Below are 26,046 nucleotides of genomic sequence, written 5' to 3' on the forward strand. Positions count from 1 at the left end.
TGCCAAAATGCAATTTTGCCATATCATCTCTCCTTCGATATTACCGTCTCCTCTGTATGTTATAATATATCATTCTTATTTAGCGATGCAACGATATTTGTTCGCGTGGCTGACCAAGCTCCCGCAACATTCATCTCATTTGAACAATGCGCGACCCCAAAATAAAAAGGGCGACCAAATGGCCGCCCTTGTTTTGTTTTGTTACCGATCACCAAAATCAATTTGGTGGACGCGCCGCTTTACCAAAGACGCGATATTGTTCATTTCCGACAAAGCCGAATTTGGTAATACCGCTGCCCTTCACCTTGGCCAACGCCCGGTCGACGGTATCATAAACCGCATTGGGTGCCGGCTGAAATTGTAATTCCGGCTCAGGCTTCATGGACGTCGTTTGGATCAAAAACTGTTCCATCTGGTCCAATGAAACGGGTGTGCCGTTCCATTGAATCGTATTGTCGGGCAAAATCACAATTTTGTTGATCACAGGATCAACAATCGGCTGATCCACAGGATCGTTATTTTGCACCGGCAAGTCGATTTCGACCGTATGGGTGATCGGTGGAATGGTGATGATGAACATGATGAGGAGAACAAGCATAACGTCGATCAACGGCGTCGTGTTCATTTCCATCATCGGTTCGCCATCGTCTTTACCGCCACTCATTGCCATAATATTTACTCCTTAGGATAAGTGGTTATTTGACTGCTGACGCAGACAGATCGATAGGCGATGAAATAAAGCCTACCTTTGCAAATCCGGCCAACTGCATCGAATAAACCGCACCGCCAATGCAGCGCCATGGTGTATTGACGTCACCGCGAATATGCGCCTCTGGCAAATCTTCGATAGCCACCTGTCCGGCATCAATTGCGGCTTGGCCGCCCAATGCTTCGACCTGCTGTTTCAAACGCGCAACGGCCTTATCGACCAGCTCGTTTGAATCAATTGGCGTAACATTGATATATACCCGGCATTCACCGCCCGGATTGGCACCTTCATAAGCCGGATCACCGGGATCGCGCCCTGCCGCATCGGTTGTTGTAACGGCCAGCACGATATTCTCTGCCTTTGACTTTGTGGGGTCAAAAGGCACGATGGGTAGCTCCATCTCCACTGTCTGAATAACCACCGGAATGGCGATGAGGAAGATGATGAGCAGAACCAACATAACATCCACTAGGGGTGTCGTGTTAATCTCGGACATCGGCGTGTCTTCGCCACCGCCTCCTGAACTAATAGCCATTGGCTAATCCTCTCTCGTTAAATGGGAAATTATTGACCGGACATGCCGGCAATGGGCCGCCCGTTTACCGAGCGGCCATACCCATTTTTACTTTTTAGCTGCTGGTGCTGGCTGAGCTGGCGCTGCTGCTGGACGCGCTGGCGCAGCGGCTGGAGCGGCAGGTTTCACCTTACCATCCGAGCTGATGTAGCCCAGCACGTCATTCGAAAATGCCGCAAGGCTACGTGCGATCGATTTATTACGGGCCTGAAGCCAGTTATAAGCAAGCACAGCAGGAACAGCAACGAACAGACCGATAGCAGTCATGATCAACGCTTCACCAACCGGGCCAGCAACCGCATCGATCGATGCCTGACCAGCGATACCAATTTTAATCAGCGCCGAGTAAATACCGATAACCGTTCCGAGCAAACCAACGAAAGGAGCCGTTGCACCCACCGTTGCCAGGAAGGACAGACCGCCCGCCAGTTTATTATTGATCGAATTTTCCGAACGCGACATCGCGCCGTGGAGCCAGTCATGCGCTTCAACCGGATCGGTCAGCAAACCGTGCTGCGCGTCGGCTTCGATGCCGTCGTCAACCAGTTGACGATAGGCGCTATTCTTATCCAATTTCGCAGCGCCTTCTTTCAGGCTGTTTGCGCGCCAAAAACCAGCGCGAACCTGTTGCGCCTGCTTCATCACTTTATTCTGCTCGAGCAACTTGGTGAACAAAATATAGAATGACCCGATTGACATGATCACGAGCACAACGAAAATCGACCATGAAATTGGACCACCTTCGTTCAATGCCTCAATAAGGCCAAATTTGTTTTTCGGTGCTTCTTCAGCAGCCTGTAGTAAAATTGCTAACGACATCTTCATTTCCTCTCAGAAAAATATTCTCTTCATGTAGGTCCGGCGCAAGACCCCCTCGCGCCGAACAAAATTATCTCGGTATTTCCCAGCGTACACGGCTCGACCAGGTGCCCGTCGTTGGATTTCCATTCCCATCCAACTTCGGATTAAACCGACCGCGACGTGTCATTTGCTTGCAGGTCTCCGCGTCCAAATCAGCGTGTCCGCTTGGACTCGTTATCTGACAATCGGTTACTCGGCCATCGGGCCCAACGGTCAAACGGAACCCAGTCGTGCCTTCACGTTCCTGCTGCAATGCGCGGCGAGGATAGTCGTTGGCGTTGGCCCAGTTGCCTGGATTGCCACGAGGTTCCGGATTCGCCCGTTGCGGTGGTGGCGTAGGCGGAGGCGGCGGAGGCGGCGGTGGCGGCTTCGGCGCAGCCGGAGCTGGCGGAGCGGCACGCGGAGTCACCGGAATTTGCGGCGGCGGGTCAACAACCGTCCGAACCGTCGGCGGCGGGGTTACCGTACGCACAATGGGCGGAGGCGAGACAACCGGCGGCTCGATCTGTTTTTCGGGCTCGGGTGGTGGTGGCTCTTCCTCTTCGGGGGGTTCTTCTTCCTTGACGTCGACGACGTTTAGTCTTTCCTTCGCCTTTTGCACCGCCTCATAAGCGAGACCAGTAACAAAAGCATAACCCAGAAAGGCGTGGAGAAGAACGACGAAAAAAATCGCAATCATGCGATTCGTACTCATTCCTTGTTGGTCAGCATATGCCATGCGGAAACGACTCTCCTAACTTCCCTTATTGATCGGGTGGGCAGGACTCGGCGTTAACCTTAATCTTTGCTCACCCATTTGATCGAAATATTATTTTTTCATTCGAATCCCTCAAAGCTTTAGCGGCGCAAAAACGCCCGTGCAATCGTATTTAGAAGATTCATGTGCAATTCATGTAATATTCTATCATATAGCCGCGATGTAAGGATCAATGATCCACCGCAATCAATGGGAGTCCGCAATGCGTCTTGGCAAAAGTAATTATCTTTTAACCTCATTATCAATCATTTGTTTGACCGCACCTGCAGCATTTGCGCAAAATCAATTTGCCCTTCCCGCAGAGGGAGCGGCCTATGCCGATGTCGCCGATCTCGTTACAATTTCGCCCATGATTTTGGATGCAACCGTCAAAAAAGTGCAGAAATTATCCGCTGAACAGAGCGTCGGCGTGCCGCAAAATATCCAACGAACGGTGATAATCGCTGACATCAACGCCCTGATTCGCGGTACAAAAGGCGTGGCGGGCCAGGTTCGGTTTTTGCTCGATATTCCCAAGGATGCGCGAGGCAAAATTCCAAAGCTGAAAAAACAGCGTTTCTTTATATTAGGCAAAAGCGTTAACGGACGCCCCGATATGATACAGTTGTCGCGCCCCGACGCGCTTGTCAGCTATAGCGAGGCCAATAATGCGCTGCTGCGCGGTATCACGCAGGAAGCCGTCAAATTGGACGCGCCGCCGGCCGTCCTGGGCGTATCAAGCGCATTTTATAGCCCCGGCACGGTTATTGGCGAAGGCATTAGCCAAATATTCCTGCGGACGGCGGGTAACCAGCCTTTTTCCATTTCCGTCGCTAGCCGCCCCGGTCAGTCCAAAATCTGGTCTGTATCAACCAGCGAGCTGATCGAAGAAGGCGCCGCAACGCCCCGCCGCAACACGTTGCTATGGTACCGGCTTGCCTGCGGATTGCCGCGCAGTTTGGATAGCAGCCTGATAGAAGCCAACGAAGGCGAGCGCGCAGCAAAGGCGCAGGCCGACTATCAATATGTCATCGATGCGCTTGGCCCTTGCGGGCGGACACGCAGCTAAGCCGCCTATCCGCTGCTGCGCTATCCGCTGTTGCGCAGCGCGGTTGCAATGGCGTTAATGGTCAGCTGAATACCTTCGCCGATGCGCGGATCGGCTTCGCCAGCGCGGTGCCGTTTCATCAATTCAATCTGCAGCAGGTTCAGCGGCTCTATATACGGGAGCCGCAGCTGGATCGAATTGTTGAGCGCGGGATTGGCGTCCAGCAGATGCGCCTGTCCGGTCGCATCCAATAAGCTGTCATGCGCCTTTTGCCAGCTGCCCTTGATCTGTCCAAACAGGGTGCCAGCCATCGCCTGATCCTCAACCAGTCCCGCATAATGGGACGCAATGCCCATATCGGATTTGGCCAGCACCATTTCCATATTGGCCAAAATCGTTTGGAAATAGCTCCATTCGCTGGCCATGGCTTTCAACAGGCCCTTATCCGCAAAATCATCGAGCGCCTGACCCGTGCCATACCAACCCGGCAACATAACCCGCGCCTGCGCCCAGCTAAATACCCAAGGGATGGCCCGCAAATCTTCAATCGCGTCGCTCGCCTTACGGCTGGCGGGGCGCGATCCAATTTTCAGGGTCGCAATCTCGTTAATCGGTGTCATTTGCCGGAAAAACTGACGGAAACCATCGGTTTCATAAACCAGCCCGCGATAATGGCGAAAGGCGGAGGCGGACAATTCGCTCATCGCGGCGCGAAACCGGGCTTCATCGCCTGCATCAATTTTATCGGGCGACAGCGTGGCCAGCATCGTCGCCGATGCCATTGTTTCAAGCGAGGTAACGGCATTGTCGACCGTGCCATATTTGGCAGCGATCACTTCGCCCTGTTCGGTAATACGGATGCGGCCTTGCACCGTATCCTTGGGCTGCGCTTTAATCGCGCCAAACGCGCTGCCACCGCCGCGCCCCACTGCACCGCCGCGTCCATGGAATAATTGCATCGACACGCCGACATCGGCAAATACCGGGGCCAGCGCGGACGATGCCTGATACAGCTCCCATGTCGAGGTGATGTATCCGCCGTCTTTGTTGGAATCGGAATAGCCGATCATCACTTCCTGATGCCCGCGTGCCTGCGCCAGAGCGCGCATCGGTTCCAACGCAAAAAACGCCTTCATTGTTTCGGGTGCAGCTTGCAAGTCGGCGATGGTTTCAAATAGGGGCACGGACATGATCGTCGCCGACGGAGTGCCGTCTTCTGCCACACGGTACATGCCTGCCTGTTTGGCCATTACATATACTTCCAACATATCCGAGACGCTTTCGGTCTGGCTGATGTTATATGTGGTGATAGCGCCGGCGCCATAGTGTTTTTGCGCCCATGCGGCGGCACGCACGATGGCGAGTTCTTTTGCGGTTTCTTCGCTATAGTCATGCCATTCATCGGCAAGCGGCCGGTTATGCGATAATTCGGCGAGCAGCAATTTGACCCGAGCGTCCTCATCCAGCGCCAGATAGTCAGCCTCTACCCCAGCGGCCTTCATCAATTCTGCCACCACCCGTTCATGCACAACGCTATTCTGCCGCAAATCGAGCGTCGCGAGGTGAAAGCCGAAAATTTCAACCGCGCGGATCAACCGGCCCAGTGCGCCGCCGGTTGACAATGCTCCCCCGCCGCCCGCGGCCAGACCATTGGCCAACGTCACCAGATCGGCGCGAAGGTCATCGGGCGTGGCATAAGCCTCTCCGGCCAGCGCCGATGGCCGTGGCGGCTGATCCCCGACCAAAGCAACATGGGTCGCGCAAAGCCGCGCATAAATGCCTGACATTGCCCGGCGATAGGGTTCATCCGCGCGGCTGGGTGCGGTATCGCCGCTGCGTTCGGCCAGCTCCATCACGGCGGCTGGCGTATCGCTATTGCGGCTGCTGATCGATATTTCCGCGCCGAGTATATGGATCTGTTCCAAATAATGGCGAATGGCCGTGCCGCCATCGCGGGCCATGGCGTAGCGCAGCGTTTCGGCATTCACAAACGGATTGCCGTCCCGGTCCCCGCCAATCCATGTGCCTAGCCGCACAAAACCGGGCGGCCGGTGACCCAGCGCCTTCTCCCACCGCATATAGAGCTTGGGCAAAGCGGTAAGGAAAACCTGCTGCATATAACTGCGCGCATTTTCAATCTCATCGGCAACAAACAGCTTTTCATTCCGCAACGGGCGGGTTTGCCATAGCAGCGCAATCTGACGGTAAATGGCATCGTCCACATTGTCACCATCGGGGGTCACATCCCGCCCCGCGTCGCGCATCGCCATCAAAGCTGCGATCCGGTTTTTATGGTCGATGATGCTTTTGCGCCTTACTTCCGTTGGGTGCGCCGTCAGCACCGGCACGATCAGGCTATTGGACAGCAGTTCCATCAATGTGTGATCATCCACGCCTTCGCTGCGCAGCCGGATCAGCGCCTCCTCAAAACTTGCGCCTTCCTCTTTCGCCACGCCTTGGCGGTCCTCGGCCAAATTGGCGAGCAAAGAAAATAACATGAAGCCGCGCACAAAATCGAGCGTGTCGTCAAGCGACAATGCGCCCAGTCCCCGGTCGCTGCTATCCGCGCCTGCAACCCCGCGATAGCGGTCAACGCTGGTCGAGCGGATATATTCGGTCTGCCGAAATAATTTATCGCCGCCATACGCGCGAATAACGTCGCCGAGCATTTTGCCCAGCAAGCGGATATCGGGATTTTGGGAAATGGTCGATTTGGGTGCAGTTTCAGTCATGCCGCCCTAATTGCTGTGCCAAGGCCGCAGGTCAAGCGCTTCGCAACTTTTTGTTTCAATTTTCGGTAATCAAAGCCCGATTATTTTAGAAAGCTGGTCAATTTCCTGATTTTGTTTTGCAACACCGTCGTTCATCTCTGCCTGAATAGGGCGCAGCAGGGGCGAAATAATGATTATCGGCTTTTGCGATTCGACATCAAGCTGCGCCACCACCAAATCATCCATGGCCGCTGCAGCATTGACCGCATCGCTGCGCTCCTTATCCAGCCGGGAGACAAGCAGCTGCGCCTGTATCCAGCTTTCGCTGCCCAACGGGGTGCGGGCCGCTGCATTAGCCCTAGCCCGAACATTTGGCAGCATCGCCGCATAGCCCCCCGCCGCTGCGCGATATCGCGCGCGCAGTGTGTCTACTTTGGCGGCTATGTCGGCAGGCAGGCTGGTGGCGACTGGAGTGGGCGGGACAATTGGGGCTTCTATCGCGCTATTTTGTTCAAATGGCCGCCGCTCCAAAGACGGGAATTCGCCGCTCGGCGTCGCACATCCGGCAAGCGTCAATGGGACAATTATCGATAGGACTGATTTCGGCGTCATGGCAAACCGTTTACGGCGCAGCACGGACGCAAGCAAGTGATAGGTGCGGCCCAAGCGCATTTGATATATATTCAGACATAAAAAGCGCGCTGATAATAGTTACCCGAAACTGCCGAAAAACCGCCAAAAGGCGTTGACAAAAGGCGGAGGGCGGACTAACTGGCCGCTCTCTAACGGGGCGAGACCGAATCATCTTTCGGCTCAACACTGTTGGTTTTCTGCGCCCCTCACAGGGCATAGAATCGGAATTGAACGCCAAATTTTGGAACGGAAATATTAGCCATGTTCGCTATCGTGCGCACTGGCGGCAAGCAATATCGCGTCGCCGCTGGAGATAAAATTGCAGTTGAAAAGCTGCCCGGTGAAGCTGGTGACAAAGTGTCGCTGGATGATGTCTTGCTTGCAGGCGAAGGCGATAAACCCGCCGATACCAAGGGTCTTTCTGTTTCCGCCGAAATTATTGCGCAGGAACGTGGTGAAAAAATCATCATCTTCAAGAAAAAGCGCCGGCATAACTACCGCCGCAAGCAGGGCCATCGTCAAAGCTTGACTTTGCTTCGCATATTGGGCGTGGGCAAAGAAGCAGCCAAGCCCGACGCGAAGAAAGAAGCCGCGCCAAAGGCAGAGGCCGAAGCAGAAAAAGCAGCGCCTGTTAAAAAGGCCGCAGCTGCCAAGAAACCAGCGGCCAAAAAAGCCGCCGCCAAGAAAGCCGACTGAGCCGCAACCGCTCGGGCAAGATATTTTAGGAGTTTAGACCATGGCACATAAAAAAGCAGGTGGTTCATCACGTAACGGCCGCGATTCCGTAGGCCGCCGTCTTGGCGTCAAAAAATTTGGCGGCGAAGAAGTTATTGGCGGCAATATTATCGTGCGTCAGCGCGGCACCAAAGTCTATCCCGGTGCCAATGTTGGCTGTGGCCGTGATCACACTCTCTTTGCGCTCGCCGCAGGCCGCGTGCGATTCCACGCCGGTAAACTCGGCCGAAAATATGTGTCGGTGGATATGCCGGCCCAAGCCGCAGAATAATTTTGGACAATCGATGACGGGTTGTCCAATCGGACGACCCGGAAGCGGTCTGCATTATGCAACGCTTCACCTGACAGGGAGACGGGTCAACCGGTCTCCCTTTCTTTTTGCCTCAACCTCCCTGTTTTCCCGCCCCCAAAAGGGCCAATTGGACTTTGTCGCAATGCTGTAACGAAGCCACGCTAGTGGCGGCGCGGCGACAGGAAAATGGAGAGTGAAATGTTCGCAAGAACCGAAAGATTGCTGTTGCGGCCCAGCTGGCCCGAAGATGCCGAAGCGCTGCACCGGGCCGCCTGTGATGAAGCCATTGCCCGCAACCTCGCTATGGTCCCTTGGCCCTATACGCTGGACGATGCGCGCTCATTTGCCGCACTGGACCAAGATCCGCTTTACCCCAATTTTCTGCTGTTGCAGCGCACCGATGGCGCACCTCGCATCATTGGCTCCTGCGGATTAGTTGCGCGCGAAGGCGGCGCAGAAATCGGATATTGGATTGCCCGGCCCTATTGGGGCCTCGGCTATGCCAGTGAAGCCGCCCGCGCTGTGGTCAGCATTGCGCGGGCCATCGGCCACCGCCGCCTCATCTCTGGCCATTTTACTGACAATCCCGCATCGGGCCGCGTGCTGCGCAAAATTGGGTTTCGGCCCACGGGCGAGGTTGTTCTGCGCCATAGTGCAGGCCGCGGATCAAAAGTGCCTTGTGCATTATATGAAATGCCGCTGGCTGAAGAGGATGGATTTGCCGGGCGTGATTATGACGCCCCTGACCCTGTCATGCCCTATGATGCGCAGCCAATGGCCGCTTGATCGGTGGATCAGGCGGCCTTCGCCATGCGAGGATTTTTGCGGCGCTCGGCAAATTCTTGTTGCCCCGCATCCTGATCAGGCTCGGCCTTAGCCTTTCGCGCTTTAATCTCGGCCAACAGGCGCTCGCCTTTTGCAATCAGATGCCGGTCGTCAATATCCCAAGGATGGAAATTCGGCCTGAAAAACGCAAACCATGGCCGAATGCTCGCGCGCCCTATTCCGCTGCGGCCAAATCCGGATTTCATAAGGCCGAAGAGTGAGCGCCAGAATCCATAACCATCCTGCCGCAGCAATTCCATCTGCCCGCGCGTCCGGTTGATCAGGAAGCTGATCGTTACAACGGTGAGAAAGCTTGTCCGCACGGCGTAACGGCGCAGCGGGCTCCAGTCTTTAACCGCATATTGCCAGGCATCGAAGGCAACGGCCTTATGCTCAATTTCCTCTAGCCCATGCCATATCCAAAGTTCACGCAGATCAAGGTCCGAACCTTCTAAATGATGGTCGTTTTCCATGACTTCTGCGGCAACAATGGCGGTCAAATGTTCAATACACATGGTCGCGCCCAAACGGGTAAGCGCACTCCTTTTTTTAAAACGGCCAATAAATTTCTGGATCACCTGCTTCAGCGGTTCAATATCGTATCCAGCCGCGATGATGGAATCATTCATCACATCATGTTCGCGGCTATGCCCTGCTTCCTGCTCCACAAAATTGCGAATGTCGGCCGCAAGTGTCGGGGGCGTGCGTTTTTGCCACGGTTTTATACTGCGGATCATAAATGCTTCACCGGCCGGGAATACCGCCGACAGCGCATTGAAAAAGGCGCTGTGAAAAGGATCGCCGCGCACCCAATGCCGGTTCGGCGCAGGCGGCGTGTCGGTGCGAAAATCCCGTTTTTGCATCACAGCACCGGTCCCAGCTGCGCGCGCTGGAACACTCTCCTGTTGGTCGTCGTCTATCTGATATTTGGATCGCATAGGGATTTTTAGAAAATTCCTATAAATATACGCATAACAGACGTTATTAATTTACCCTTAAAACCGGCTTTTTGACACGGAAAGACAATAGCTTGCCTGGATTAAGGGTGTAAATTCTCGTCAAACAGTTTGCTGAGCATAGATGGTTATAATCGCAGTCTCTGGTCGGTATGCCGAAGCGACTCTGTTCGCCTATGAGTGTGCATTTGATCATTTTTCTGTTGCCGCTGGGCATTTGGCGGTTCATTCAGTTAGAAATAATGAATAAACATGGATCACCGGGTGAGCGCAGCAAAATCTTCTAAACAAGCGAAACGGTTAAGCCCCGAGGCAAGCCGCACTTTGGCTTTGGAAGCCGCGCGGGAATTGTTGATCGAATCCGGGCCTCAAGCGGTCACCTTAAAAGCGGTCGCTGGACGCATTGGCCGTACCCACGCCAATTTGCTACATCATTTTGGTTCAGCATCGGGCTTGCAAAGGGACCTGGCTGAATATTTGACGCAGGGTATATGCCGCACCATCGGTCAAGCGGTCGCGCGGCTGCAGGGCGGCGACATGCCGCCGCGGCAATTGGCGGACCTGATATTTGACAGTTTTGATCAGGGCGGTGCTGGCGCGCTCGCGTCTTGGATGCTGCTATCGGGCAATGAGGATGCCCTGAACCCAATCGTCGACACCATCCATAAACTGGTCGATGAAATTGCCGAGGATGGTCATGCGGACAATCATCTGCACGAAATTACGCTGGAATTGGTGTTGCTCGCGCTCGGCGATGCACTGATGGGCGGACCGCTATCGGGTTCGCTCGGCCTGCCGAGAGATACCGGCCGGATGATCGCCGAACGGCGGATCGCGCAGTCATTAGCCGAAAGCGCCGATAAGGACGGTTAGGCCGCCCGCCGGTCGGTCGCTTGCAACCATGCGCGGGCTTGCCGCTGTGCTTCTGCGATTTCCCGGGCGGTCATATCGTCGCTAATATCCGCACGGCACATCATTGCTTCTTCGCTGCCATTGAGAGCGGCAAGATTAAACCATTTATGCGCTTCAATCATATCGACATCCACGCCACCTGCACCCGTTGAAAAGGCAATGCCCAAATCAAACAAAGCGTTCACGTCGCCATTGGCGGCATCCGCCAAACGACTTTCCATCAGAAAATCTGCACTCTTTATACTGTTAGCCATGTACTCAACCCCCACATCCAAATGAGGAGGCCAATTCACCGGAATATGGATAATAAAAGGTTAACGCGGCTCATATATTTTTATTATTGTTATTAAACAATAGGTTAAACTGGAATATTATCTATCAAACGGGTCGTGCCAATTTTCGCTGCGACCAATATTCGTGCTTCTCCTGTCGGAAGGTGGTCGCATTTTTGTAAATTGGCAGCATCAATCAGTGCCAAATAATCTATATGCGAAAAGCCAGCCGCCAATATCGCCGCGCGCGCGCGGGACAATGCGGCGGGCACATCGCTGCCCGCGCGTATATCGGCAGCGGCGGCATGTATCGCAGCCGGCAATGTGGCGGCAGCCGACCGTTGTTCGGCGGATAAATAGGCGTTGCGCGATGATAGCGCGAGCCCATCGGTATCGCGCATCGTCGGCACACCGATAATCTGAAGATTGAAATCCAAATCAAGCGCCATACGGCGGATTACGGCGAGCTGTTGAAAATCTTTTTCGCCAAAAAAGGCATAGCTGGGCCGCACTTGGTTGAATAGTTTCGCCACCACCAGCGCGACACCGTCAAAATGCCCAGGCCGCGCCGCCCCGCAAAAATCATCAGATAGGCCGGTCATATGGATGCTCGTCGAAAACCCCGCCGGATATACTGTCTCTGGCCCCGGAGCCCACAGCAGATCGACCCCGGCCTGCGTCAACATCGCCTGATCCTTCTCCATCGGGCGCGGATAGGCGTCCAGATCCTCGCCCGCACCAAATTGTTTGGGATTCACAAATATTGACACAACCACCGCATCCGCTTCGTTCCTTGCTCGGCGGACCAGCTCCATATGGCCCGCATGCAGCGCGCCCATTGTCGGGACCAGAGCGATGCTCTTGCCTTGCGCTTTTAAGCTGCGAATATTGTCCCGCAATGAGTCAAGCTGATTGATTGTTTGCACGCTGCCTTGCCCTTGATTATGGAAGTTGCGGCTTATCTAAGCCAATAAACAATAGGGGGCAATTGCAGAGCGAAATGGCTGGCGCGCATCATATAGTATTCGCCAATGAAAAGGGCGGAACTGGCAAATCCACAACCGCGGTCCATGTGGCCATTGCATTGGCCGCACGCGGGGCCAAAGTCGCCTGCATTGACCTCGATAGCCGGCAGCGCACGCTCTATCGCTATTTGGAAAACCGCCAGGAAACGATGAAACGGCGCGATGTCATATTGCCCATTCCCGATTTTGAAGTTTTCGAACATGATTCGCTCGCGCGGCTGGAACGCATGACCGAGCATTATGAAAAAAGCCATGATTTCATCCTGTTCGATACTCCGGGACGTGACGATCAATATGCCCGGTTCGTGGCCACCCGCGCCAATACGCTGGTCACGCCGATCAATGACAGCTTTGTCGATTTTGACTTGATCGGACAGGTTGACCCCGAAACATTTAAGGTGAAGCGGCTCAGCTTTTATGCTGAACTTATCTGGGAAGCGCGCAAGGCGCGGGCCAAAACAGACGGGGTGACGATCGACTGGATCGTCGTGCGCAACCGTGTGCAAAGCGTCGAAGCCCGCAATCAACAGCGGATGAGCGATGCGATAGACGAGCTTTCCAAACGGGTTGGTTTTCGGACGATATCGGGATTAAACGAGCGGGTTATTTACCGTGAGCTATTCCCATCGGGCTTAACGCTGATCGACAAAGGGCATTTGGGACAGTTGGGAACCGCACATATCGCCGCACGCCAGGAATTGCGCGAATTGGTCACGGGGCTGGCGCTGCCCAGCCGTAGCAAAGCGGAATTGGTATAATGCTCATTCTTCTGGGCCTTATCGCCGTGGCGCTTGGCTGGGCCTTATGGACGAAAAAGCTGCTGCCGTCGCAGCTTTTGCCGGCGTTGCTGATTATCGCGGGCGCAGGCATTACCGTAAAGGGGCAGTTTCTGGGCGGGATCGCCGTCCTTGTGATTGGCATTGCGTGGTTTGCGGGCAAAAGAAAGCCGGTCAATCAACATCAAAGCCGCGCCTATCAGCTCGATCAGGCGCGCAGCTTGTTAGGGATTACCGGTGAATATGACGCCGACCTAGTGCGCGCGCAGCACCGCAAGCTGATTACCGAAAATCATCCCGATACCGGCGGTAGCGACGAACGCGCGGCCATGTTGAACAAGGCCCGCGATCTGCTATTGGCAGAACTTACCAAGCAACAACCATAAGACAACAGAGGAACGCCGCAATGCCCTCCCCCCAAAGCCATATATTCCATCCCACATCTTTACGCGAATATGACATCAGGGGCATTGTGGGTCAGACGCTCGACGATAAAGACGCCTACGCCATTGGCCGCAGTTTTGGCACGTTACTGGGGCGAACAGGGGGCAAATGCGTCGCGGTCGGCTATGATGGCCGGCTGAGCTCGCCCATATTGGAAGAGGCATTGGTGCGCGGATTGAATGACAGCGGCATCGACGCGCTGCGGATCGGCATGGGGCCAACCCCGATGCTATATTATGCCGAAGCATCGCTCGATCATGTCGATGGCGGCATAGAGATAACCGGCAGCCATAATCCCCCCGATTATAACGGCTTCAAAATGGTATTTCAGGGACGACCGTTTTTTGGCGCGGATATCCAAAGGCTGGGCCATATGGCGGCGGCGGGAGATTGGGACAGCCCGGCTCCCGGTTCGGCATCGTCCTATGATATAATGGATGATTATGTCGAACGCCTCCTTCACGGCCTTCCCGATTGCGGGTTTCGCATCGGTTGGGATGCGGGAAATGGTGCGGCGGGACCAGTGATCGAGCGTCTGGTTAAGAAGATGCCAGGTGAACATCATCTTTTGTTTGTGGATGTGGATGGCCAGTTTCCCAATCATCATCCCGATCCCACCGACGAAGCTACGCTGGACGACCTGAAACGGCTTGTCGCGGAAAAGAAGCTCGATTTTGGAGTGGCTTTTGATGGCGATGGCGACCGGATCGGCGCGATTGACAGTATGGGCCGCGTGATCTGGGGCGATCAATTGCTACAGATTTACGCCGAACATTTGCTGAGCGATATGCCCGGCGCAACGATTATCGCCGATGTGAAGGCAAGTCAGGCGCTCTATGACCGGATCGCCGAATTGGGCGGAAAGCCCTTGATGTGGAAAACGGGGCATAGCCTGATCAAGTCCAAAATGAAGGAAACGGGCAGCCCATTGGCGGGCGAAATGAGCGGCCATGTGTTTTTCAAACATGATTATTATGGATTTGACGATGCGATCTACGCCGCGCTCCGTTTGATTCGGGCGAGCGCTGATCTGGGCAAAAGCGTGACCCAGATGCGCAGCGAAATGCCCGAAATGATCAACACTCCCGAAATGCGCTTTCAAGTGGACGAAAGCCGCAAATTTGCTGTTATCGATGAAGTGCTGGCGCGGTTGTCAGCAGAGGGCGCGGACGTCAATGACACCGACGGCGCACGCGTAAATACCGACGATGGCTGGTGGCTGCTGCGCGCCAGCAACACGCAGGACGTGCTGGTCGCGCGGGCAGAGGCGTCAAGTGAGGCGGGGCTAGAGCGGTTAATGGCACAAATCGACGCGCAGCTTGCGGCCAGCGGTCTGGAACGCGGAGAGACGGTGGGGCATTGAAAATAAGTAAAAAAGGGCTGATCTATTTTGCGCTATCCGGACTATTATGCGGCGCAGGAGTGATTTTGCTATTCGGGCATATGTCCACGCGCCCGACCCCGTCAAATGTCGGCAGGATGGCCGCTAATGAGCAGGAAATAGCTTTAACAGCCGAGGATGGCGTCCGAATATCGGCAAGCTATTTCCCTGCCCAGCAAACAGATGCGCCGGTTATATTATTGCTGCATGGCAACGGCGCATCTCGCCGCCAATTTACGAGCCATGTTGCGTGGCTCAATCGGTCTGGTTTTTCGGCCATGGCGATTGATTTTCGGGGCCATGGGGAGTCGCAATTGCAACCAAAAAGCTTTGGCTATTTTGAATCAAGAGATGCCGAGGCAGCTGTCCGGTGGATCAAGCAACAACAGCCGCAAGCAAAAATCGGCGTCATCGGCGTGTCGCTTGGCGGGGCGGCATCGCTGACTGGCCCCAATGGTCCCTTGCCAGTTGATGCTATGGTGCTGAAAGCGGTTTATCCAGATATTGATCGCGCCATTCGCAACCGAATAGCAGTGCATGGCGGGTCGATATTATCTGCACTCCTTACCCCGTTACTTACCAACCAGGCCTATTTTCGTTTCGGGGTCGCGCCAGATAAAGTCAGCCCGATCAAAAATGCTGATAGATTCGACAAACCCGTCCTCGTCATTGGCGGCGAAAAGGACAGTTACACCCCCGTGGCAGAGAGCGAGGCATTGTCTAATGCTTTTACAGGGCAAAGCTGGCTTTGGATTGTTGGCAAGCTGGAGCATGACCAACTCAGCGATTTAGAAGACATCGTTTATCAGGAGCGCATCGTCCGTTTTTTCAATGAAAGCTTGAAACAAGCAGGCACGCGAAAATGACCCCCCGCATCCATCTTGGCACGGCCCATGTCCCGGGCGGGGAGGATTTGCATCTCTATAGCCGCGGCGATGATTTTATGATCGTGCTCGACCGCAATGAGCTGATGAGCACGCGGATGCAGGGCAGCGAGATTGCGCTCGCCGAAATGAGTATCGAACGGATCAGTCACTGCGCAGCGCCGCATTTGCTCATCGGCGGATATGGCATGGGTTTCACGCTGCGCGCTGCGCTCGCCAAACTGAACTCGCAGGCCCGCGTCACGGTGGCGGAACTGGTTCCCGAAATTATCGCATGGGCACAAGGACCAATGGCCAAAATCGCCAATGGTTGCCTTGATGATCCGCGTGTCACTTTGACCATGGGCGATGTTGCGCAAGTCATCGGCGCGGCGGATCGCAGCTATGACGCCATATTGCTGGACGTCGATAATGGCCCCGACGGATTGGTGCGGGCGGGCAATGACGGACTATATTCACCCGCAGGATTGCAAGCAGCCAAGCGGGCGTTACGCCCCCGCGGCGTGCTGGCCATATGGTCGGCGGCACCCGACCCCCGCTTTACCAAAAGGATCAAGCAAGCGGGCTTTGCGGTCGATGAAGTCCCCGTACGCGCCCGCACCAATGGCAAAGGCCCCCGCCATGTAATCTGGTTTGCGCGAAAAGCGGAATAGACCTCTCCTTAGCCAGCATAAATCCTGCCTTCCCTTTTCGCTGCGCTTCGCCTTATAGTTTACGAGCAGAGGAGAATGATGTGCCGCGATTGACCGAAATGGCCCGGGATCAGGTTGAAGATCCCTATATTTTGAAACTCTACACCGCGTTATTCGGGGAGCGTGACCCGGTGGCAGAGCCGGGCACCGCGACCGGCACCCCTGGCAATTGGTGGACCGTTTTTGCGCAGGTGCCCGACGCCTTCAAACACACAACCGAAGGATTTGGCTTTTACCGCAGCAAAAACCGAAAGCTGCCTGATCAGTTGCGTGAATTGGGACAGACACGCGCCGGTTACCTTGTCGGATCGCGCTTTGTCTATTCGCAGCATATGAAGGCCGCGCGTTTTTCCGGCCTGACAGAGGATCAGGTGCAAGCCATAGATCATTGGAATGTGGCCGATTGTTTCGATGCGAAGGAACGGGCGGTACTGGCCTATACCGATGCGCTGGTCCTGCAATATGGGCGGGTGCCCGATGCGGTATTTGACGCGTTGAAGCAGTATTTGAGCGAGACCGAGATTATTGAGCTAACCTATATCACCTGCACCTATATGATGCACGGGGTTATGAGCCGGGCGCTGCGGCTCGAATATGATGATGTGGATGATCCCGTGAGCGAAGTGCCCGCCCCCGAAGGCGCGACCGCCGACGTCATGGGTATGGTCGATAAAAGAGAGAAATAGGAGCAGGATATGGGCTATCACCATCTGGCATTGGCCGCGAAGGATATGAAGGCGGTCCACGATTTTTACGAAGGCGTGATGGGATTTGAACTCGTCAAGGTGGAAATCGCGCCGGTGATGGGCGGCGGATGGGGCAAGCATTTTTTCTACCGCATGGACGGCGATGACAGCAAATGGAATGCGGCGGGGCTTGATGTGCTGGAAATAGACCATAACTGGTGCCACTCGGTTTACACCCGTGACCCTAACGGCAATATGGTCGAATTCTGCCTGACCACCGGCAGCTTTGACGATGCCGACCGCGCCCGCGCGATTGCTGCGCTTGATGAAACCGAAATGCACGCCAGCCCAGCGCCCGCAATGATGAAGCACTGGCTGGCCAAAGACGCGGTATAAATGGCGGATGAACCAGCGGCAACATTGCCGCATATCATAAATGACTGGTTTGCCGAACGCGGGTGGAAACCGCGCAGGCATCAGCTGGAGATGGTAGCAGCCGCCCGGCAGGGCAAAGATGCGCTGCTTATCGCCGCAACGGGGGCGGGTAAGACTCTGGCTGGTTTTTTGCCGACCCTGTGCGAATTGCCCGGCGAGGATTATCTCCATACACTCTATGTCTCACCGCTGAAAGCGCTTGCCACAGATGTGCGGCGCAATTTGCTGGTCCCTATTGAGGAGATGGGCCTGCCGATACGCGTCGAAACCCGCACCGGCGACACCCCGTCCGAGCGTAAAGCGCGGCAGCGCGCGCGGCCCCCACATATCTTACTGACCACGCCGGAATCGCTTTCACTGTTGCTAAGCTATCCCGAAAGCGAAGAACTATTTGCCAAGCTTCGGCGGATCATCATCGATGAGGTTCATGCCTTTGCCAACAGCAAGCGGGGCGACCTGCTCAACCTTTCGCTCGCGCGGCTGCATAGCCTTTCGCCCGATATGCAGCGCGTGGCGCTATCTGCGACCGTTGCCGATGGCGATGCCTATCGCGCTTGGCTCGCACCCTATGGCGATATGGACGCGGTGCAGCTGGTCGAGGGGATGGACGCAGCGCAGCCCGATTTGGCAATCCTGCTGCCCGAGGGCCGGGTGCCCTGGGCGGGGCATAGCGGCCATTATGCCGTGCCGCAGTTGCTGGAGGAAATTGGCCGCAACCGCACCACGCTGATTTTCTGCAACACACGCTTCCTCGCGGAATTTACTTTCCAGAAATTATGGGAATTGAATGACAGCAATCTGCCGATTGGTATCCATCATGGCTCCTTATCGGTCGAGGCGCGGCGCAAGGTCGAGGGCGCGATGGCGCGCGGCGAATTGCGCGCTTTGGTGTGCACGGCCTCGCTCGATCTCGGGGTCGATTGGGGTAATGTCGATTGCGTCATCCAAATGGGCGCGCCCAAGGGATCGTCGCGGCTGCTGCAGCGGATTGGGCGGTCCAACCACCGGATGGATGAACCGTCAAAGGCGATATTGGTGCCGGGCAATCGTTTCGAATATCTGGAGGCGCAGGCCGCCTTTGACGCCGTCGAAGAAGGTGTTCGGGACGGGGAGGTTTTTCGTCCCGGCGGATTGGATGTGCTGGCCCAATATATTATGGGCCGCGCCTGCAGCGGACCGTTTGACGAGGCGCAGCTTTTGTCAGAGGTGCAGTCGGCCCTGCCCTATAGCGGCATGGACGCCGAAACGCTGCACCGCGTGATCGAATTTGTGGCCACCGGCGGCTATGCACTTCGCGCCTATGATAAATTCAAAAAGCTGCGCCGCGATGCGGACGGATGCTGGCATTTGACCCATCCTCAATTCGCCGCACAATATCGGCTCAATGCCGGCATTATCGTGGACCTTCCGATGCTCGATGTCCGATTTCGCAATGGCCGCAAATTGGGCAAGGTCGAAGAAAATTTCGCCGCGCAGCTAACACCGGGTAGCAGTTTCACCTTTGCCGGAATGCCGCTCGAGGTCGAAAGCATCAAGGAAACCGACCTGATTGTCCGCGCGGCAAAAAAAGCCGCGATGATCCCAAGCTATATGGGGGCACGCTTACCGCTGACCACCCATTTGTCGCAGCGCGTGCGGGAATTTTTAACCGACCGCGCCGGATGGGCCCGCTTTCCCGATGATGTGCGCGAATGGCTGGAAATGCAGGATTATCGCAGCCAGATGCCCGAACCCGGGCAGCTCCTAATCGAAACATTCCCGCATCAGGACCGCCATTATATGGTGCTCTATCCTTTTGAAGGATGGAATGCGCATCAATCGCTTGGGATGCTTTTAACCCGGCGGATGGAGGACCGGGGCCTCAAGCCATTGGGCTTTGTCGCCAATGATTATGCGCTGGCGGTGTGGAGCGTCGATCCCATAACCGAGCCAGCCCCGCTGTTAAGCGCCGACATATTGGCCGATGAATTTGCCGACTGGATCGAAGGTAGCTATCTGCTCAAACGCGCATTCCGCGAGGTCGCGGTGATTAGCGGCCTGATCGAGCGGCAACATCCGGGCAAACGGAAAACCGGCCGGCAAGTGACTTTTTCCAGCGATTTGATTTATGATGTGCTGCGCAAATATGAACCCGATCATTTGCTGTTGGAGGCGGCATGGGCCGATGCCCGGGCGCGGATGACCGATGTTGGACGGCTGGGCGATTTGCTGGACCGGGCGGCGGATACCATGCTGCATGTTGACCTCGACCGGATCAGTCCAATGGCGGTCCCCGTTCTGGTGATGATCGGCCGCGAAAGCGTGGCGCAAGGGTCAACCGACGATGCGCTCTTAATTGAGGCCGAGTCCATGGCCGCCGCCGCAATGCGCCCGTAAAATGTCGGATAAACGCCGCCGTTGTAAGCGTTTTTCCTACGCTTGCCCTGCTGCCCAAATGACCCTATCCTAGGGCCATAGGAGATGAGGAAATGCGCAGTTTTGACCGCATATGTCGGGCCATCAATGTTACCGCAGGGATAGCGGGAATTGCCGCATTTTTCACCCCTTTACCCGCCGCTGCCGCTGACCTTCCCGCTGAAGTGCCATCCGAAACCGCAGACAATAGCAATTTGCCAGCGCTGGTTCCGGTGCTGCAGGATTTTACCGTGGATCGGACCAACCGGCTGACGGTGCCGGTCACGATCAATGACGGCAAAAGCTTTCCCTTCATCGTTGATACCGGTTCCGAACGCACGGTAATTTCGCAGGAGCTGGCCGAATATCTGAATCTCGACACCGGTGATATGCTGCGGCTCGCCACGGTATCGGGGCCGGCGACGGTCAATAGCTATTTGATCGACAAGCTGACAACGGCAACAATCAGCATGGAAAGCGTCGAAGCGCCGGGATTGAAACGACAAAATTTGGGCGCGCACGGGCTGCTCGGAATCGACAGCCTTGAAGAAAATAAAATTTTCCTCGATTTCAAAAAGGGCGAAATGCAAGTTCTGCCATCGGAAAAACGGCGCGGCTCAACCAAGCTGGAGCGCGGGATGATCGTCGTGACCGCCCGGCGCAAAGCGGGCCGAATGATCCTCTCCAATGCCCTAGTCAACGGTGCCAAGGTCGATATAATTATTGATACCGGCGCGCAATCGAGCATGGGCAATTACAAGCTACGCGACCTTTTACGCCGCCGCGACCGCAAAGGTGATTATCAGGATGTAGCCATGAAAAGCGTGATTGGTGATGTCATGACCGGCCAATTTACGCAAATCAGGTCGATTGAAATTGGCGGGGTGAAGATCATGGACCTGCCCATTACTTTTTCCGAAAATTACGCAATGAAAACATTGGGTTTGGAGAATAAGCCTGCTATTTTCCTGGGCATGGATGCACTCGGGCTGTTTGATAAGGTCGTGATCGATTTCACGAACCGGCGGATCAGCTTCGAACTGCCCAAAGGCAGCAGTGCCGATAATTTCCGCCGTCTCGCCGCCGTCCGTTAAACCCGTTTATGGTTGATGCAGATTGGCCGTGGCCCGGCTGATCGATTGCATAAACTGCATACGTTCGGGAACCGATGCGGTTGTGTCCGCCATCATCACGACCACGGCATACCGCGTTCCATCGGGCGCCGTCATAATCCCTATATCATTATATCCTGTGGAAACCGGCGGCAATATCTGACCGGTCCCTGTTTTATGGCCAAAGCGCCAACCAGCGGGCACTCCGGCCTTTAACCGATTGGGGCCGCTTTTCACTTGTTCCATCAGGCTAAGCATCAACCGGGTTGAAGAAGCCGATAGCAGCTCCCCGCGCGCCAGCCGGGCCAACGCATTGGCGATCGCTTCGGGGCTGGCCCCATCAACCGGGTTGGCCAAATAGGCATCCAGCGCTGCCTTGCGCCGGTCATAGGGCACAGCATCACGCGCCGCATAGAAACGGCGGCCGACCGAATATTCCTGCCGCCATTCCATCCCGGCAATACCGCTTTGCAGCAATCTTTCGCCGGGACCAAAGCGGATTTGGCCCAGCCCATGTTTGCCAATGAAAGCGCGCACCGCATCGGGGCCGCCCGCCACGCGCAGCAAATTGTCATTGGCGGTATTGTCGCTGCTCGTGATGGCCAGCTCCAATAAACGGGCGATGCTTTCATTCACCACACCCTCACGCGTGACGCGGTCACCCAGCGGCTGATAAAATACCGCGACGTCATCGGGGGTAATCCGGACATTTTGGTTCAGGCTCAGCTTTCCTTGGTCAACTTGATCGAGCACCGTCAAGGCGACCCAAGTTTTCGAAACGCTTTGTTGCGGGAATAAATCGGTCAGCCGCTGTCCCACCAAACCAGTGCCGTCAATGCGCAGAACGGCCACGCCGGTTTTACCGGGAAATTTGCGCCATTCTTCAAAAATAAACTGCTGCAAGGCAGGGTCAATAGAACCCGCGCTACGCGGCGGTGTGCTGGTGCGCGGTGGGGGCGCGGGCATAGTCGTTTGACTGGGCGGCGGCGAAGATACTGGGCGGTCAGCAGGGGGCCGGGGCACAATGCGGGGACCATCGGCCGATACACAAGCGGTCATCATCGAACCGAGCATTATCAATGCGCAAAATTTGCCCCAAATTGCTCTAAAATTGCGATGCGCGGCCAAATGAAATCTCCCGAAAATGTGGCTTTAGCGCTTATCGTTAGCAACGGGCGAATGAAATCAGCATGAACGCGCTTTGCGGTGAATGATTCTGTGTCAGCGATGAATGGAGCGCTTTGGCGTTTCAATATTTGACTTGACGCATGGCGGCTGGCGTTGTTCACCGGAAAGAAGATCGATTAGGCGCAGGAGCATTTATCATGGATAGCGAAAACGGCATTTTTATCGGCGCGATGAGCGGCGGAGCAAACCCCCAATATTTGAACCTGAAACGCGCCAACCGCCACGGCTTGATCGCAGGGGCAACGGGCACCGGTAAAACGGTCACACTTCAGGGCATGGTCGATAGCTTTTCCGCCGCTGGCGTGCCGGTGTTCGTGTCGGATGTAAAGGGCGATTTGAGCGGCCTCGCCATGGCGGGATCGGCCAGCGGCAAATTGCATGAACCCTTTACCAAACGAGCCGATGATATTGGTTATGAAGGCTATAGCTATGCCGATAATCCAGTTGTTTTCTGGGATTTATTTGGCGAACAAGGCCATCCTGTTCGCACCACGATCAGCGAAATGGGCCCCTTATTGCTCGCGCGCATATTGGGCTTGAACGACACACAAGAAGGCGTGTTGAACATCGCCTTTCGCGTCGCTGATGATCAAGGGCTATTGCTGCTGAACCTCGACGATTTGCAGGCGATGCTGATGTGGTGCAGCGAAAATAGCAGCGAGATAGCGGGCGAATATGGCAATGTGACCAAAGCGTCGGTTGGCTCGATCCAGCGCCAATTGCTGAGCCTCGAAGATCAGGGCGGCGCCAAATTTTTCGGCGAACCCGCGCTCGAAATCACAGACTTTATCCAAGTTGATGAAAAAGGACGCGGTCAGGTTAATGTGCTTGCCGCCGACAAATTGATGCTTAGTCCCAAATTATACGCGACTTTCCTCTTGTGGCTGCTGGCTGAGCTGTTTGAAACGCTGCCCGAAGTGGGCGACCCGGATAAGCCGAAACTGGTCTTTTTCTTCGACGAAGCGCATTTGTTATTTGAGGATGCGCCCGATGCGTTGATGCTAAAGGTTGAACAGGTCGTCCGGCTGATCCGGTCGAAGGGCGTGGGCGTTTATTTCATCAGCCAAAATCCCATCGACATTCCCGAAAAAGTCGCAGGGCAGCTCGGCAACCGGGTGCAACACGCACTGCGGGCATTTACCCCGCGCGATCAAAAAGCGATCAAGGCGGCAGCCGAAACTTTCCGGATCAATCCCGATCTGGACGTTGCGCAGGCGATCACCGAGCTGAAAACCGGCGAGGCGTTGGTTTCGATGTTGATGGAGGATGGCGCGCCGTCCATCGTGCAGCGCACATTGATTAAACCGCCCGCTTCAAGAACCGGACCACTCGACAAGAAAGAGCGCGCGATCATCCAATCAATTAGCCCCTTTGATGGCAAATATGACGAAGAAGTCGACCGCGAAAGCGCCGAAGAAGTGCTTGCGCAAAAAGCCGCCGATGCTGCTGAAACAGCCATAGAAGTGGACGAAAAAGGCGCCGAGGAAGTCGGCAAGCGCGAACGCAAATCCAGCTCCATCTGGGGCAAGGCAGCCAGCGCCGCTGCGGGCGCGGCGCTATCATCGGCAGGGGCAATGGCGGCTAGCGCAATGATGGGCAAAAAATCCCGCGCCAACCCCAAAGCATCCGCCGCGAGCGCGGCAGCCGGGACAATCGCAACCGAAATCGGCAAAAGTTTTGGTTTTCCCGGCCTTGGCCGTTTTGCTCGCAACCTGATGGGCGGTTTGATGCGGTGATATTGGCTTGGCCCTAAGGCGCCGGAGGAGCGCGGGCGGCGGAGGCGCAGCCTTGCGTGTTTTTACCCCCGACCGCGATAGCCCGTCACGCCCTGATCGGGTATCCATAGCCCTTTCGGCGGTTCGCCCGATTGCCAGAACACATCGATCGGGATACCTCCGCGCGGATACCAATAGCCGCCAATGCGCAGCCAATGCGGCTTCATCTCGTCAAACAGGCGCTGACCAATACCGACGGTGCAATCTTCGTGAAAGGCGGCATGATTGCGGAAACTGCCCAAAAATAGCTTTAGTGATTTGCTCTCCACGATTGCTTGATCGGGGGCATAATCAATCACCAAATGCGCAAAGTCTGGCTGCGCCGTGACTGGGCACAGCGATGTAAATTCGGGCACCGCAAAACGGGTGAGGTAAAGCGCTCCCTTGCGCGGATTGGGGACATAATCGAGCACAGCCTCTTCTGGGCTTTGCGGCAGCGGGCTATCCTTGCCCAGAAATTTCGGATTCGGTTTATCGGTCATGGCCGCCATTTAGCCATTTCGCCGCCCAATGGGAACGGTTCATATTGCCTTTGGCCATATATTCACCCACCATTCAGGCGCGCGGCACGCAATGGCAGCTATGATTACCGGAGGGACAAAAAAGCGCAATGACCGCTTTTGGATGGCGGCTACATTGATGGCAGCTAGTCTGCCGTCCTTTATGCCTGCCGCTCTGCAGGCTCAAGAAGCCGCGCCCGATATTATAGATAGTCCCCCTGAACTGCGCGATTTTAAGCTGGAACCTGATAAGCCCGACGTTCGAAATCCGCGTCCAGCTGCCCCGCCTCGGCCCCAGACATCGCCGCAAACAAGCCCGCTGATCCTGCCTGAAGCGGCCGATCCCCCGGCAACGAGCAGCCGCCGTCCAACCGCGCCCCGGCCGCAAGCCGCAGCAGAGCGAAGCGCGCCAATCCGCACACCTGCGCCCCAGACCAATAGCGAAGCTGCGCCGAACAACCTTGGCCCGCAGGCCCCAGCTCCGGCGCAAAGCAGCGACATCGCGCCCAAGGCCGCCAATCAACCTTCGGATGATGTCGCCGGGCGCAGTGACATAGGAACAGAGGCCGCCGCGCCCTTGCCCGAAACCGCGGCGGCACCGGCGGGGGAAAGCGCGAATGCAGCGGCGAACGCCGAAGCTGGCTGGCCATTATGGGAGATGATCGCTGTTTTGATGGCGCTGGCACTGGCGGGAATTGCGGTCCTATTCTGGCGCCGCAGGAGCACGCGCAGCCGCGCAGGCGACCACATCGATGATCGGTCTGCCCCGCCCGCTCCTGCCCCGACAGAGCCAGTGCGGCCTGCATCCTCTGCGCCGCCGGAAACGCCGCTCCCAAGGTCGCTCGCAAAGCCGCTCACTGTGCCTGCATTCCTATCGGATGGCGCGCAAGCCGATAGTGTGACGCCTGCTGAAGCGCCCATTTTGGACGCGGCCTTCACGCCTATCAAAGCGACCATCAGCCTCGCCAACCTGACCATTAAAGGCGCGTTAAAACTGACCAATAACGGTGAGACCGCAGCGCGGAATATTACCCTGCGCACCTCAATCATATCGGCGAGCGAGGATCAGGAGCAGGCCATAGCCGCCTTTCACGCAGGGTCGCAGCCGCCGCCAAATAGCATCGGTGACGCGGCCGCCGCAGAGATTATCCAATTGGAAATCGACCTGATCATTCCGCTGCATGAATTAAAAACCTATGCGCTACAGGAACGCCGGTTGTTTGTGCCCATCGTTCTGGTGAATATCGGTTATGGCCCGCAGGCGGCCCGGCAAGAGCTGCGCCTGTCGTGCCTGATCGGGCGAGAGGCAGTTCCGCCACAGCCGAAAATGGCCCCGTTCCGCCTTGACCTTGGCCCGCGCAGCTTCGCGCCGCTGGGGCAAAGACCGCTCTTAGGACCAATGCTGAGCTGACGCGGATCGGATTACCCCTCGACTGTCAGAATAAAGCGGTTATCTTAACCGTTAAAACAGAATCACAATCGGGTAGGAC

The 26,046-nt window shown here is 55.8% G+C and carries 27 protein-coding genes; 16 read left to right on the top strand and 11 right to left on the bottom strand.

Going from position 1 to position 26,046, the window contains the following annotated elements; genetic code table 11:
* Nucleotides 1-217 precede the first annotated feature (217 nt).
* The 4 genes from ACFOWX_RS11930 to ACFOWX_RS11945 form a co-directional block, all read right to left on the bottom strand.
* Nucleotides 218-670 (bottom strand): ExbD/TolR family protein, encoded by a 453-nt coding sequence (locus ACFOWX_RS11930; protein WP_381424394.1) that lies wholly within the window; start codon nt 668-670, stop codon nt 218-220.
* A 25-nt stretch (nt 671-695) separates the two neighbouring features.
* Nucleotides 696-1,244: an ExbD/TolR family protein gene (locus ACFOWX_RS11935; RefSeq protein ID WP_381424396.1), complete on the bottom strand. Its 549-nt coding sequence runs from the start codon at nt 1,242-1,244 to the stop codon at nt 696-698.
* An 87-nt stretch (nt 1,245-1,331) separates the two neighbouring features.
* A complete protein-coding gene (locus ACFOWX_RS11940; protein ID WP_381424398.1) occupies nt 1,332-2,102 on the bottom strand; it encodes a MotA/TolQ/ExbB proton channel family protein in 771 nt (256 codons plus the stop codon).
* Between the two features lie 70 nt (nt 2,103-2,172).
* Nucleotides 2,173-2,862, bottom strand: a complete 690-nt coding sequence (locus tag ACFOWX_RS11945; RefSeq protein ID WP_381424401.1) for an energy transducer TonB — start codon at nt 2,860-2,862, stop codon at nt 2,173-2,175.
* A 241-nt stretch (nt 2,863-3,103) separates the two neighbouring features.
* Between ACFOWX_RS11945 and ACFOWX_RS11950 the strand changes: the two genes are divergently transcribed.
* Nucleotides 3,104-3,949, top strand: a complete 846-nt coding sequence (locus tag ACFOWX_RS11950; protein ID WP_381424403.1) for a hypothetical protein — start codon at nt 3,104-3,106, stop codon at nt 3,947-3,949.
* 20 nt (nt 3,950-3,969) lie between these two features.
* On the opposite strand, the gene ppc is transcribed toward ACFOWX_RS11950, so the two are convergent.
* Together ppc and ACFOWX_RS11960 are read right to left on the bottom strand one after the other, a co-directional pair.
* Nucleotides 3,970-6,660, bottom strand: coding sequence for a phosphoenolpyruvate carboxylase (ppc, locus tag ACFOWX_RS11955; RefSeq protein ID WP_381424405.1), 2,691 nt, complete (start codon nt 6,658-6,660; stop codon nt 3,970-3,972).
* Nucleotides 6,661-6,729: 69 nt separating this feature from the next.
* On the bottom strand, nt 6,730-7,311 hold the full coding sequence (locus tag ACFOWX_RS11960; RefSeq protein WP_381424407.1) for a hypothetical protein: 582 nt from the start codon (nt 7,309-7,311) through the stop codon (nt 6,730-6,732).
* A 222-nt stretch (nt 7,312-7,533) separates the two neighbouring features.
* Here ACFOWX_RS11960 and rplU point away from each other — a divergent pair, with 222 nt between their 5' ends.
* The 3 genes from rplU (at nt 7,534) to ACFOWX_RS11975 (ending at nt 9,085) form a co-directional block, all read left to right on the top strand.
* Entirely contained in the window at nt 7,534-7,968 is a 435-nt protein-coding gene (rplU, locus tag ACFOWX_RS11965) for a 50S ribosomal protein L21 (protein WP_381424409.1), read from the top strand.
* A 40-nt stretch (nt 7,969-8,008) separates the two neighbouring features.
* Nucleotides 8,009-8,278 (top strand): 50S ribosomal protein L27, encoded by a 270-nt coding sequence (gene rpmA / locus ACFOWX_RS11970; protein WP_381424411.1) that lies wholly within the window; start codon nt 8,009-8,011, stop codon nt 8,276-8,278.
* A 219-nt stretch (nt 8,279-8,497) separates the two neighbouring features.
* The gene (locus ACFOWX_RS11975) at nt 8,498-9,085 is read left to right on the top strand and encodes a GNAT family N-acetyltransferase (protein ID WP_381424413.1); all 588 of its coding nucleotides are present in this window, start codon (nt 8,498-8,500) and stop codon (nt 9,083-9,085) included.
* A gap of 8 nt (nt 9,086-9,093) precedes the next feature.
* On the opposite strand, the gene ACFOWX_RS11980 is transcribed toward ACFOWX_RS11975, so the two are convergent.
* Nucleotides 9,094-9,987 carry a metal-dependent hydrolase gene (locus ACFOWX_RS11980; RefSeq protein WP_381425047.1) on the bottom strand — a complete coding sequence of 298 codons (894 nt, stop codon included), beginning with the start codon at nt 9,985-9,987 and terminating at the stop codon, nt 9,094-9,096.
* 357 nt (nt 9,988-10,344) lie between these two features.
* Here ACFOWX_RS11980 and ACFOWX_RS11985 point away from each other — a divergent pair, with 357 nt between their 5' ends.
* Nucleotides 10,345-10,953, top strand: a complete 609-nt coding sequence (locus tag ACFOWX_RS11985; RefSeq protein WP_381424415.1) for a TetR/AcrR family transcriptional regulator — start codon at nt 10,345-10,347, stop codon at nt 10,951-10,953.
* Here ACFOWX_RS11985 and ACFOWX_RS11990 read toward each other — a convergent pair.
* Both ACFOWX_RS11990 and panC read right to left on the bottom strand, forming a co-directional pair.
* Entirely contained in the window at nt 10,950-11,246 is a 297-nt protein-coding gene (locus ACFOWX_RS11990) for a hypothetical protein (protein WP_381424417.1), read from the bottom strand. The genes ACFOWX_RS11985 and ACFOWX_RS11990 overlap by 4 nt on opposite strands.
* 104 nt (nt 11,247-11,350) lie before the next feature.
* The gene (gene panC / locus ACFOWX_RS11995) at nt 11,351-12,190 is read right to left on the bottom strand and encodes a pantoate--beta-alanine ligase (protein ID WP_381424419.1); all 840 of its coding nucleotides are present in this window, start codon (nt 12,188-12,190) and stop codon (nt 11,351-11,353) included.
* A gap of 74 nt (nt 12,191-12,264) precedes the next feature.
* Here panC and ACFOWX_RS12000 point away from each other — a divergent pair, with 74 nt between their 5' ends.
* The 9 genes from ACFOWX_RS12000 to ACFOWX_RS12040 all read left to right on the top strand — a co-directional run bounded on the left by ACFOWX_RS12000 (nt 12,265) and on the right by ACFOWX_RS12040 (nt 21,075).
* Nucleotides 12,265-13,047 (top strand): division plane positioning ATPase MipZ, encoded by a 783-nt coding sequence (locus ACFOWX_RS12000; RefSeq protein ID WP_381424421.1) that lies wholly within the window; start codon nt 12,265-12,267, stop codon nt 13,045-13,047.
* Complete coding sequence (locus ACFOWX_RS12005; RefSeq protein WP_381424423.1) at nt 13,047-13,451, top strand: hypothetical protein; 405 nt, start codon at nt 13,047-13,049, stop codon at nt 13,449-13,451. The genes ACFOWX_RS12000 and ACFOWX_RS12005 overlap by 1 nt, the downstream gene beginning before the upstream one ends.
* Nucleotides 13,452-13,471: 20 nt before the next feature.
* Nucleotides 13,472-14,872, top strand: a complete 1,401-nt coding sequence (gene pgmG / locus ACFOWX_RS12010) for a phosphoglucomutase/phosphomannomutase PgmG (protein WP_381424425.1) — start codon at nt 13,472-13,474, stop codon at nt 14,870-14,872.
* Entirely contained in the window at nt 14,869-15,756 is an 888-nt protein-coding gene (locus ACFOWX_RS12015; RefSeq protein ID WP_381424428.1) for an alpha/beta hydrolase, read from the top strand. The genes pgmG and ACFOWX_RS12015 overlap by 4 nt, the downstream gene beginning before the upstream one ends.
* Nucleotides 15,753-16,427 (top strand): spermidine synthase, encoded by a 675-nt coding sequence (locus ACFOWX_RS12020; RefSeq protein ID WP_381424430.1) that lies wholly within the window; start codon nt 15,753-15,755, stop codon nt 16,425-16,427. Before ACFOWX_RS12015 ends, ACFOWX_RS12020 begins: the two co-directional genes overlap by 4 nt.
* Before the next feature lie 80 nt (nt 16,428-16,507).
* Nucleotides 16,508-17,152, top strand: coding sequence for a carboxymuconolactone decarboxylase family protein (locus ACFOWX_RS12025; protein ID WP_381424432.1), 645 nt, complete (start codon nt 16,508-16,510; stop codon nt 17,150-17,152).
* 9 nt (nt 17,153-17,161) lie between these two features.
* On the top strand, nt 17,162-17,548 hold the full coding sequence (locus tag ACFOWX_RS12030; RefSeq protein WP_381424434.1) for a VOC family protein: 387 nt from the start codon (nt 17,162-17,164) through the stop codon (nt 17,546-17,548).
* Nucleotides 17,549-19,963: a ligase-associated DNA damage response DEXH box helicase gene (locus ACFOWX_RS12035; RefSeq protein ID WP_381424436.1), complete on the top strand. Its 2,415-nt coding sequence runs from the start codon at nt 17,549-17,551 to the stop codon at nt 19,961-19,963.
* A gap of 92 nt (nt 19,964-20,055) precedes the next feature.
* Nucleotides 20,056-21,075: an aspartyl protease family protein gene (locus ACFOWX_RS12040; protein WP_381424437.1), complete on the top strand. Its 1,020-nt coding sequence runs from the start codon at nt 20,056-20,058 to the stop codon at nt 21,073-21,075.
* 6 nt (nt 21,076-21,081) lie between these two features.
* Here the strand turns inward: ACFOWX_RS12040 and ACFOWX_RS12045 are convergent, their stop codons facing one another.
* Nucleotides 21,082-22,221, bottom strand: coding sequence for a serine hydrolase (locus ACFOWX_RS12045; RefSeq protein WP_381424439.1), 1,140 nt, complete (start codon nt 22,219-22,221; stop codon nt 21,082-21,084).
* Nucleotides 22,222-22,418: 197 nt separating this feature from the next.
* Between ACFOWX_RS12045 and ACFOWX_RS12050 the strand changes: the two genes are divergently transcribed.
* Complete coding sequence (locus ACFOWX_RS12050; RefSeq protein WP_381424441.1) at nt 22,419-24,017, top strand: helicase HerA-like domain-containing protein; 1,599 nt, start codon at nt 22,419-22,421, stop codon at nt 24,015-24,017.
* A 62-nt stretch (nt 24,018-24,079) separates the two neighbouring features.
* Here ACFOWX_RS12050 and queF read toward each other — a convergent pair whose 3' ends face one another.
* Nucleotides 24,080-24,538 carry a preQ(1) synthase gene (gene queF / locus ACFOWX_RS12055; RefSeq protein WP_381424443.1) on the bottom strand — a complete coding sequence of 153 codons (459 nt, stop codon included), beginning with the start codon at nt 24,536-24,538 and terminating at the stop codon, nt 24,080-24,082.
* 91 nt (nt 24,539-24,629) lie between these two features.
* Here queF and ACFOWX_RS12060 point away from each other — a divergent pair, with 91 nt between their 5' ends.
* On the top strand, nt 24,630-25,967 hold the full coding sequence (locus ACFOWX_RS12060; RefSeq protein WP_381424445.1) for a hypothetical protein: 1,338 nt from the start codon (nt 24,630-24,632) through the stop codon (nt 25,965-25,967).
* Nucleotides 25,968-26,046: the final 79 nt, after the last annotated feature.

It is taken from the genome of Sphingorhabdus arenilitoris, from assembly GCF_042651485.1.
In the GTDB taxonomy this organism is placed as follows: domain Bacteria; phylum Pseudomonadota; class Alphaproteobacteria; order Sphingomonadales; family Sphingomonadaceae; genus Sphingorhabdus_B; species Sphingorhabdus_B arenilitoris.

Coding starts and splice junctions, on each gene's coding strand:
- ACFOWX_RS12040 (WP_381424437.1), top strand. CDS start 20,056: ATGCGCAGTTTTGACCGCATATGTCGGGCCATCAATGTTACCGCAGGG.
- ACFOWX_RS12020 (WP_381424430.1), top strand. CDS start 15,753: ATGACCCCCCGCATCCATCTTGGCACGGCCCATGTCCCGGGCGGGGAG.
- ppc (WP_381424405.1), bottom strand. CDS start 6,660: ATGACTGAAACTGCACCCAAATCGACCATTTCCCAAAATCCCGATATC.
- pgmG (WP_381424425.1), top strand. CDS start 13,472: ATGCCCTCCCCCCAAAGCCATATATTCCATCCCACATCTTTACGCGAA.
- ACFOWX_RS11990 (WP_381424417.1), bottom strand. CDS start 11,246: ATGGCTAACAGTATAAAGAGTGCAGATTTTCTGATGGAAAGTCGTTTG.
- ACFOWX_RS11980 (WP_381425047.1), bottom strand. CDS start 9,987: ATGCAAAAACGGGATTTTCGCACCGACACGCCGCCTGCGCCGAACCGG.
- rplU (WP_381424409.1), top strand. CDS start 7,534: ATGTTCGCTATCGTGCGCACTGGCGGCAAGCAATATCGCGTCGCCGCT.
- ACFOWX_RS11945 (WP_381424401.1), bottom strand. CDS start 2,862: ATGGCATATGCTGACCAACAAGGAATGAGTACGAATCGCATGATTGCG.
- ACFOWX_RS11940 (WP_381424398.1), bottom strand. CDS start 2,102: ATGTCGTTAGCAATTTTACTACAGGCTGCTGAAGAAGCACCGAAAAAC.
- ACFOWX_RS12000 (WP_381424421.1), top strand. CDS start 12,265: ATGGCTGGCGCGCATCATATAGTATTCGCCAATGAAAAGGGCGGAACT.
- rpmA (WP_381424411.1), top strand. CDS start 8,009: ATGGCACATAAAAAAGCAGGTGGTTCATCACGTAACGGCCGCGATTCC.
- ACFOWX_RS12035 (WP_381424436.1), top strand. CDS start 17,549: ATGGCGGATGAACCAGCGGCAACATTGCCGCATATCATAAATGACTGG.
- queF (WP_381424443.1), bottom strand. CDS start 24,538: ATGACCGATAAACCGAATCCGAAATTTCTGGGCAAGGATAGCCCGCTG.
- ACFOWX_RS12005 (WP_381424423.1), top strand. CDS start 13,047: ATGCTCATTCTTCTGGGCCTTATCGCCGTGGCGCTTGGCTGGGCCTTA.
- ACFOWX_RS11950 (WP_381424403.1), top strand. CDS start 3,104: ATGCGTCTTGGCAAAAGTAATTATCTTTTAACCTCATTATCAATCATT.
- ACFOWX_RS12030 (WP_381424434.1), top strand. CDS start 17,162: ATGGGCTATCACCATCTGGCATTGGCCGCGAAGGATATGAAGGCGGTC.
- ACFOWX_RS12060 (WP_381424445.1), top strand. CDS start 24,630: ATGGCAGCTATGATTACCGGAGGGACAAAAAAGCGCAATGACCGCTTT.
- ACFOWX_RS11975 (WP_381424413.1), top strand. CDS start 8,498: ATGTTCGCAAGAACCGAAAGATTGCTGTTGCGGCCCAGCTGGCCCGAA.
- ACFOWX_RS11935 (WP_381424396.1), bottom strand. CDS start 1,244: ATGGCTATTAGTTCAGGAGGCGGTGGCGAAGACACGCCGATGTCCGAG.
- ACFOWX_RS11960 (WP_381424407.1), bottom strand. CDS start 7,311: ATGCGCTTGGGCCGCACCTATCACTTGCTTGCGTCCGTGCTGCGCCGT.
- ACFOWX_RS12050 (WP_381424441.1), top strand. CDS start 22,419: ATGGATAGCGAAAACGGCATTTTTATCGGCGCGATGAGCGGCGGAGCA.
- ACFOWX_RS11930 (WP_381424394.1), bottom strand. CDS start 670: ATGGCAATGAGTGGCGGTAAAGACGATGGCGAACCGATGATGGAAATG.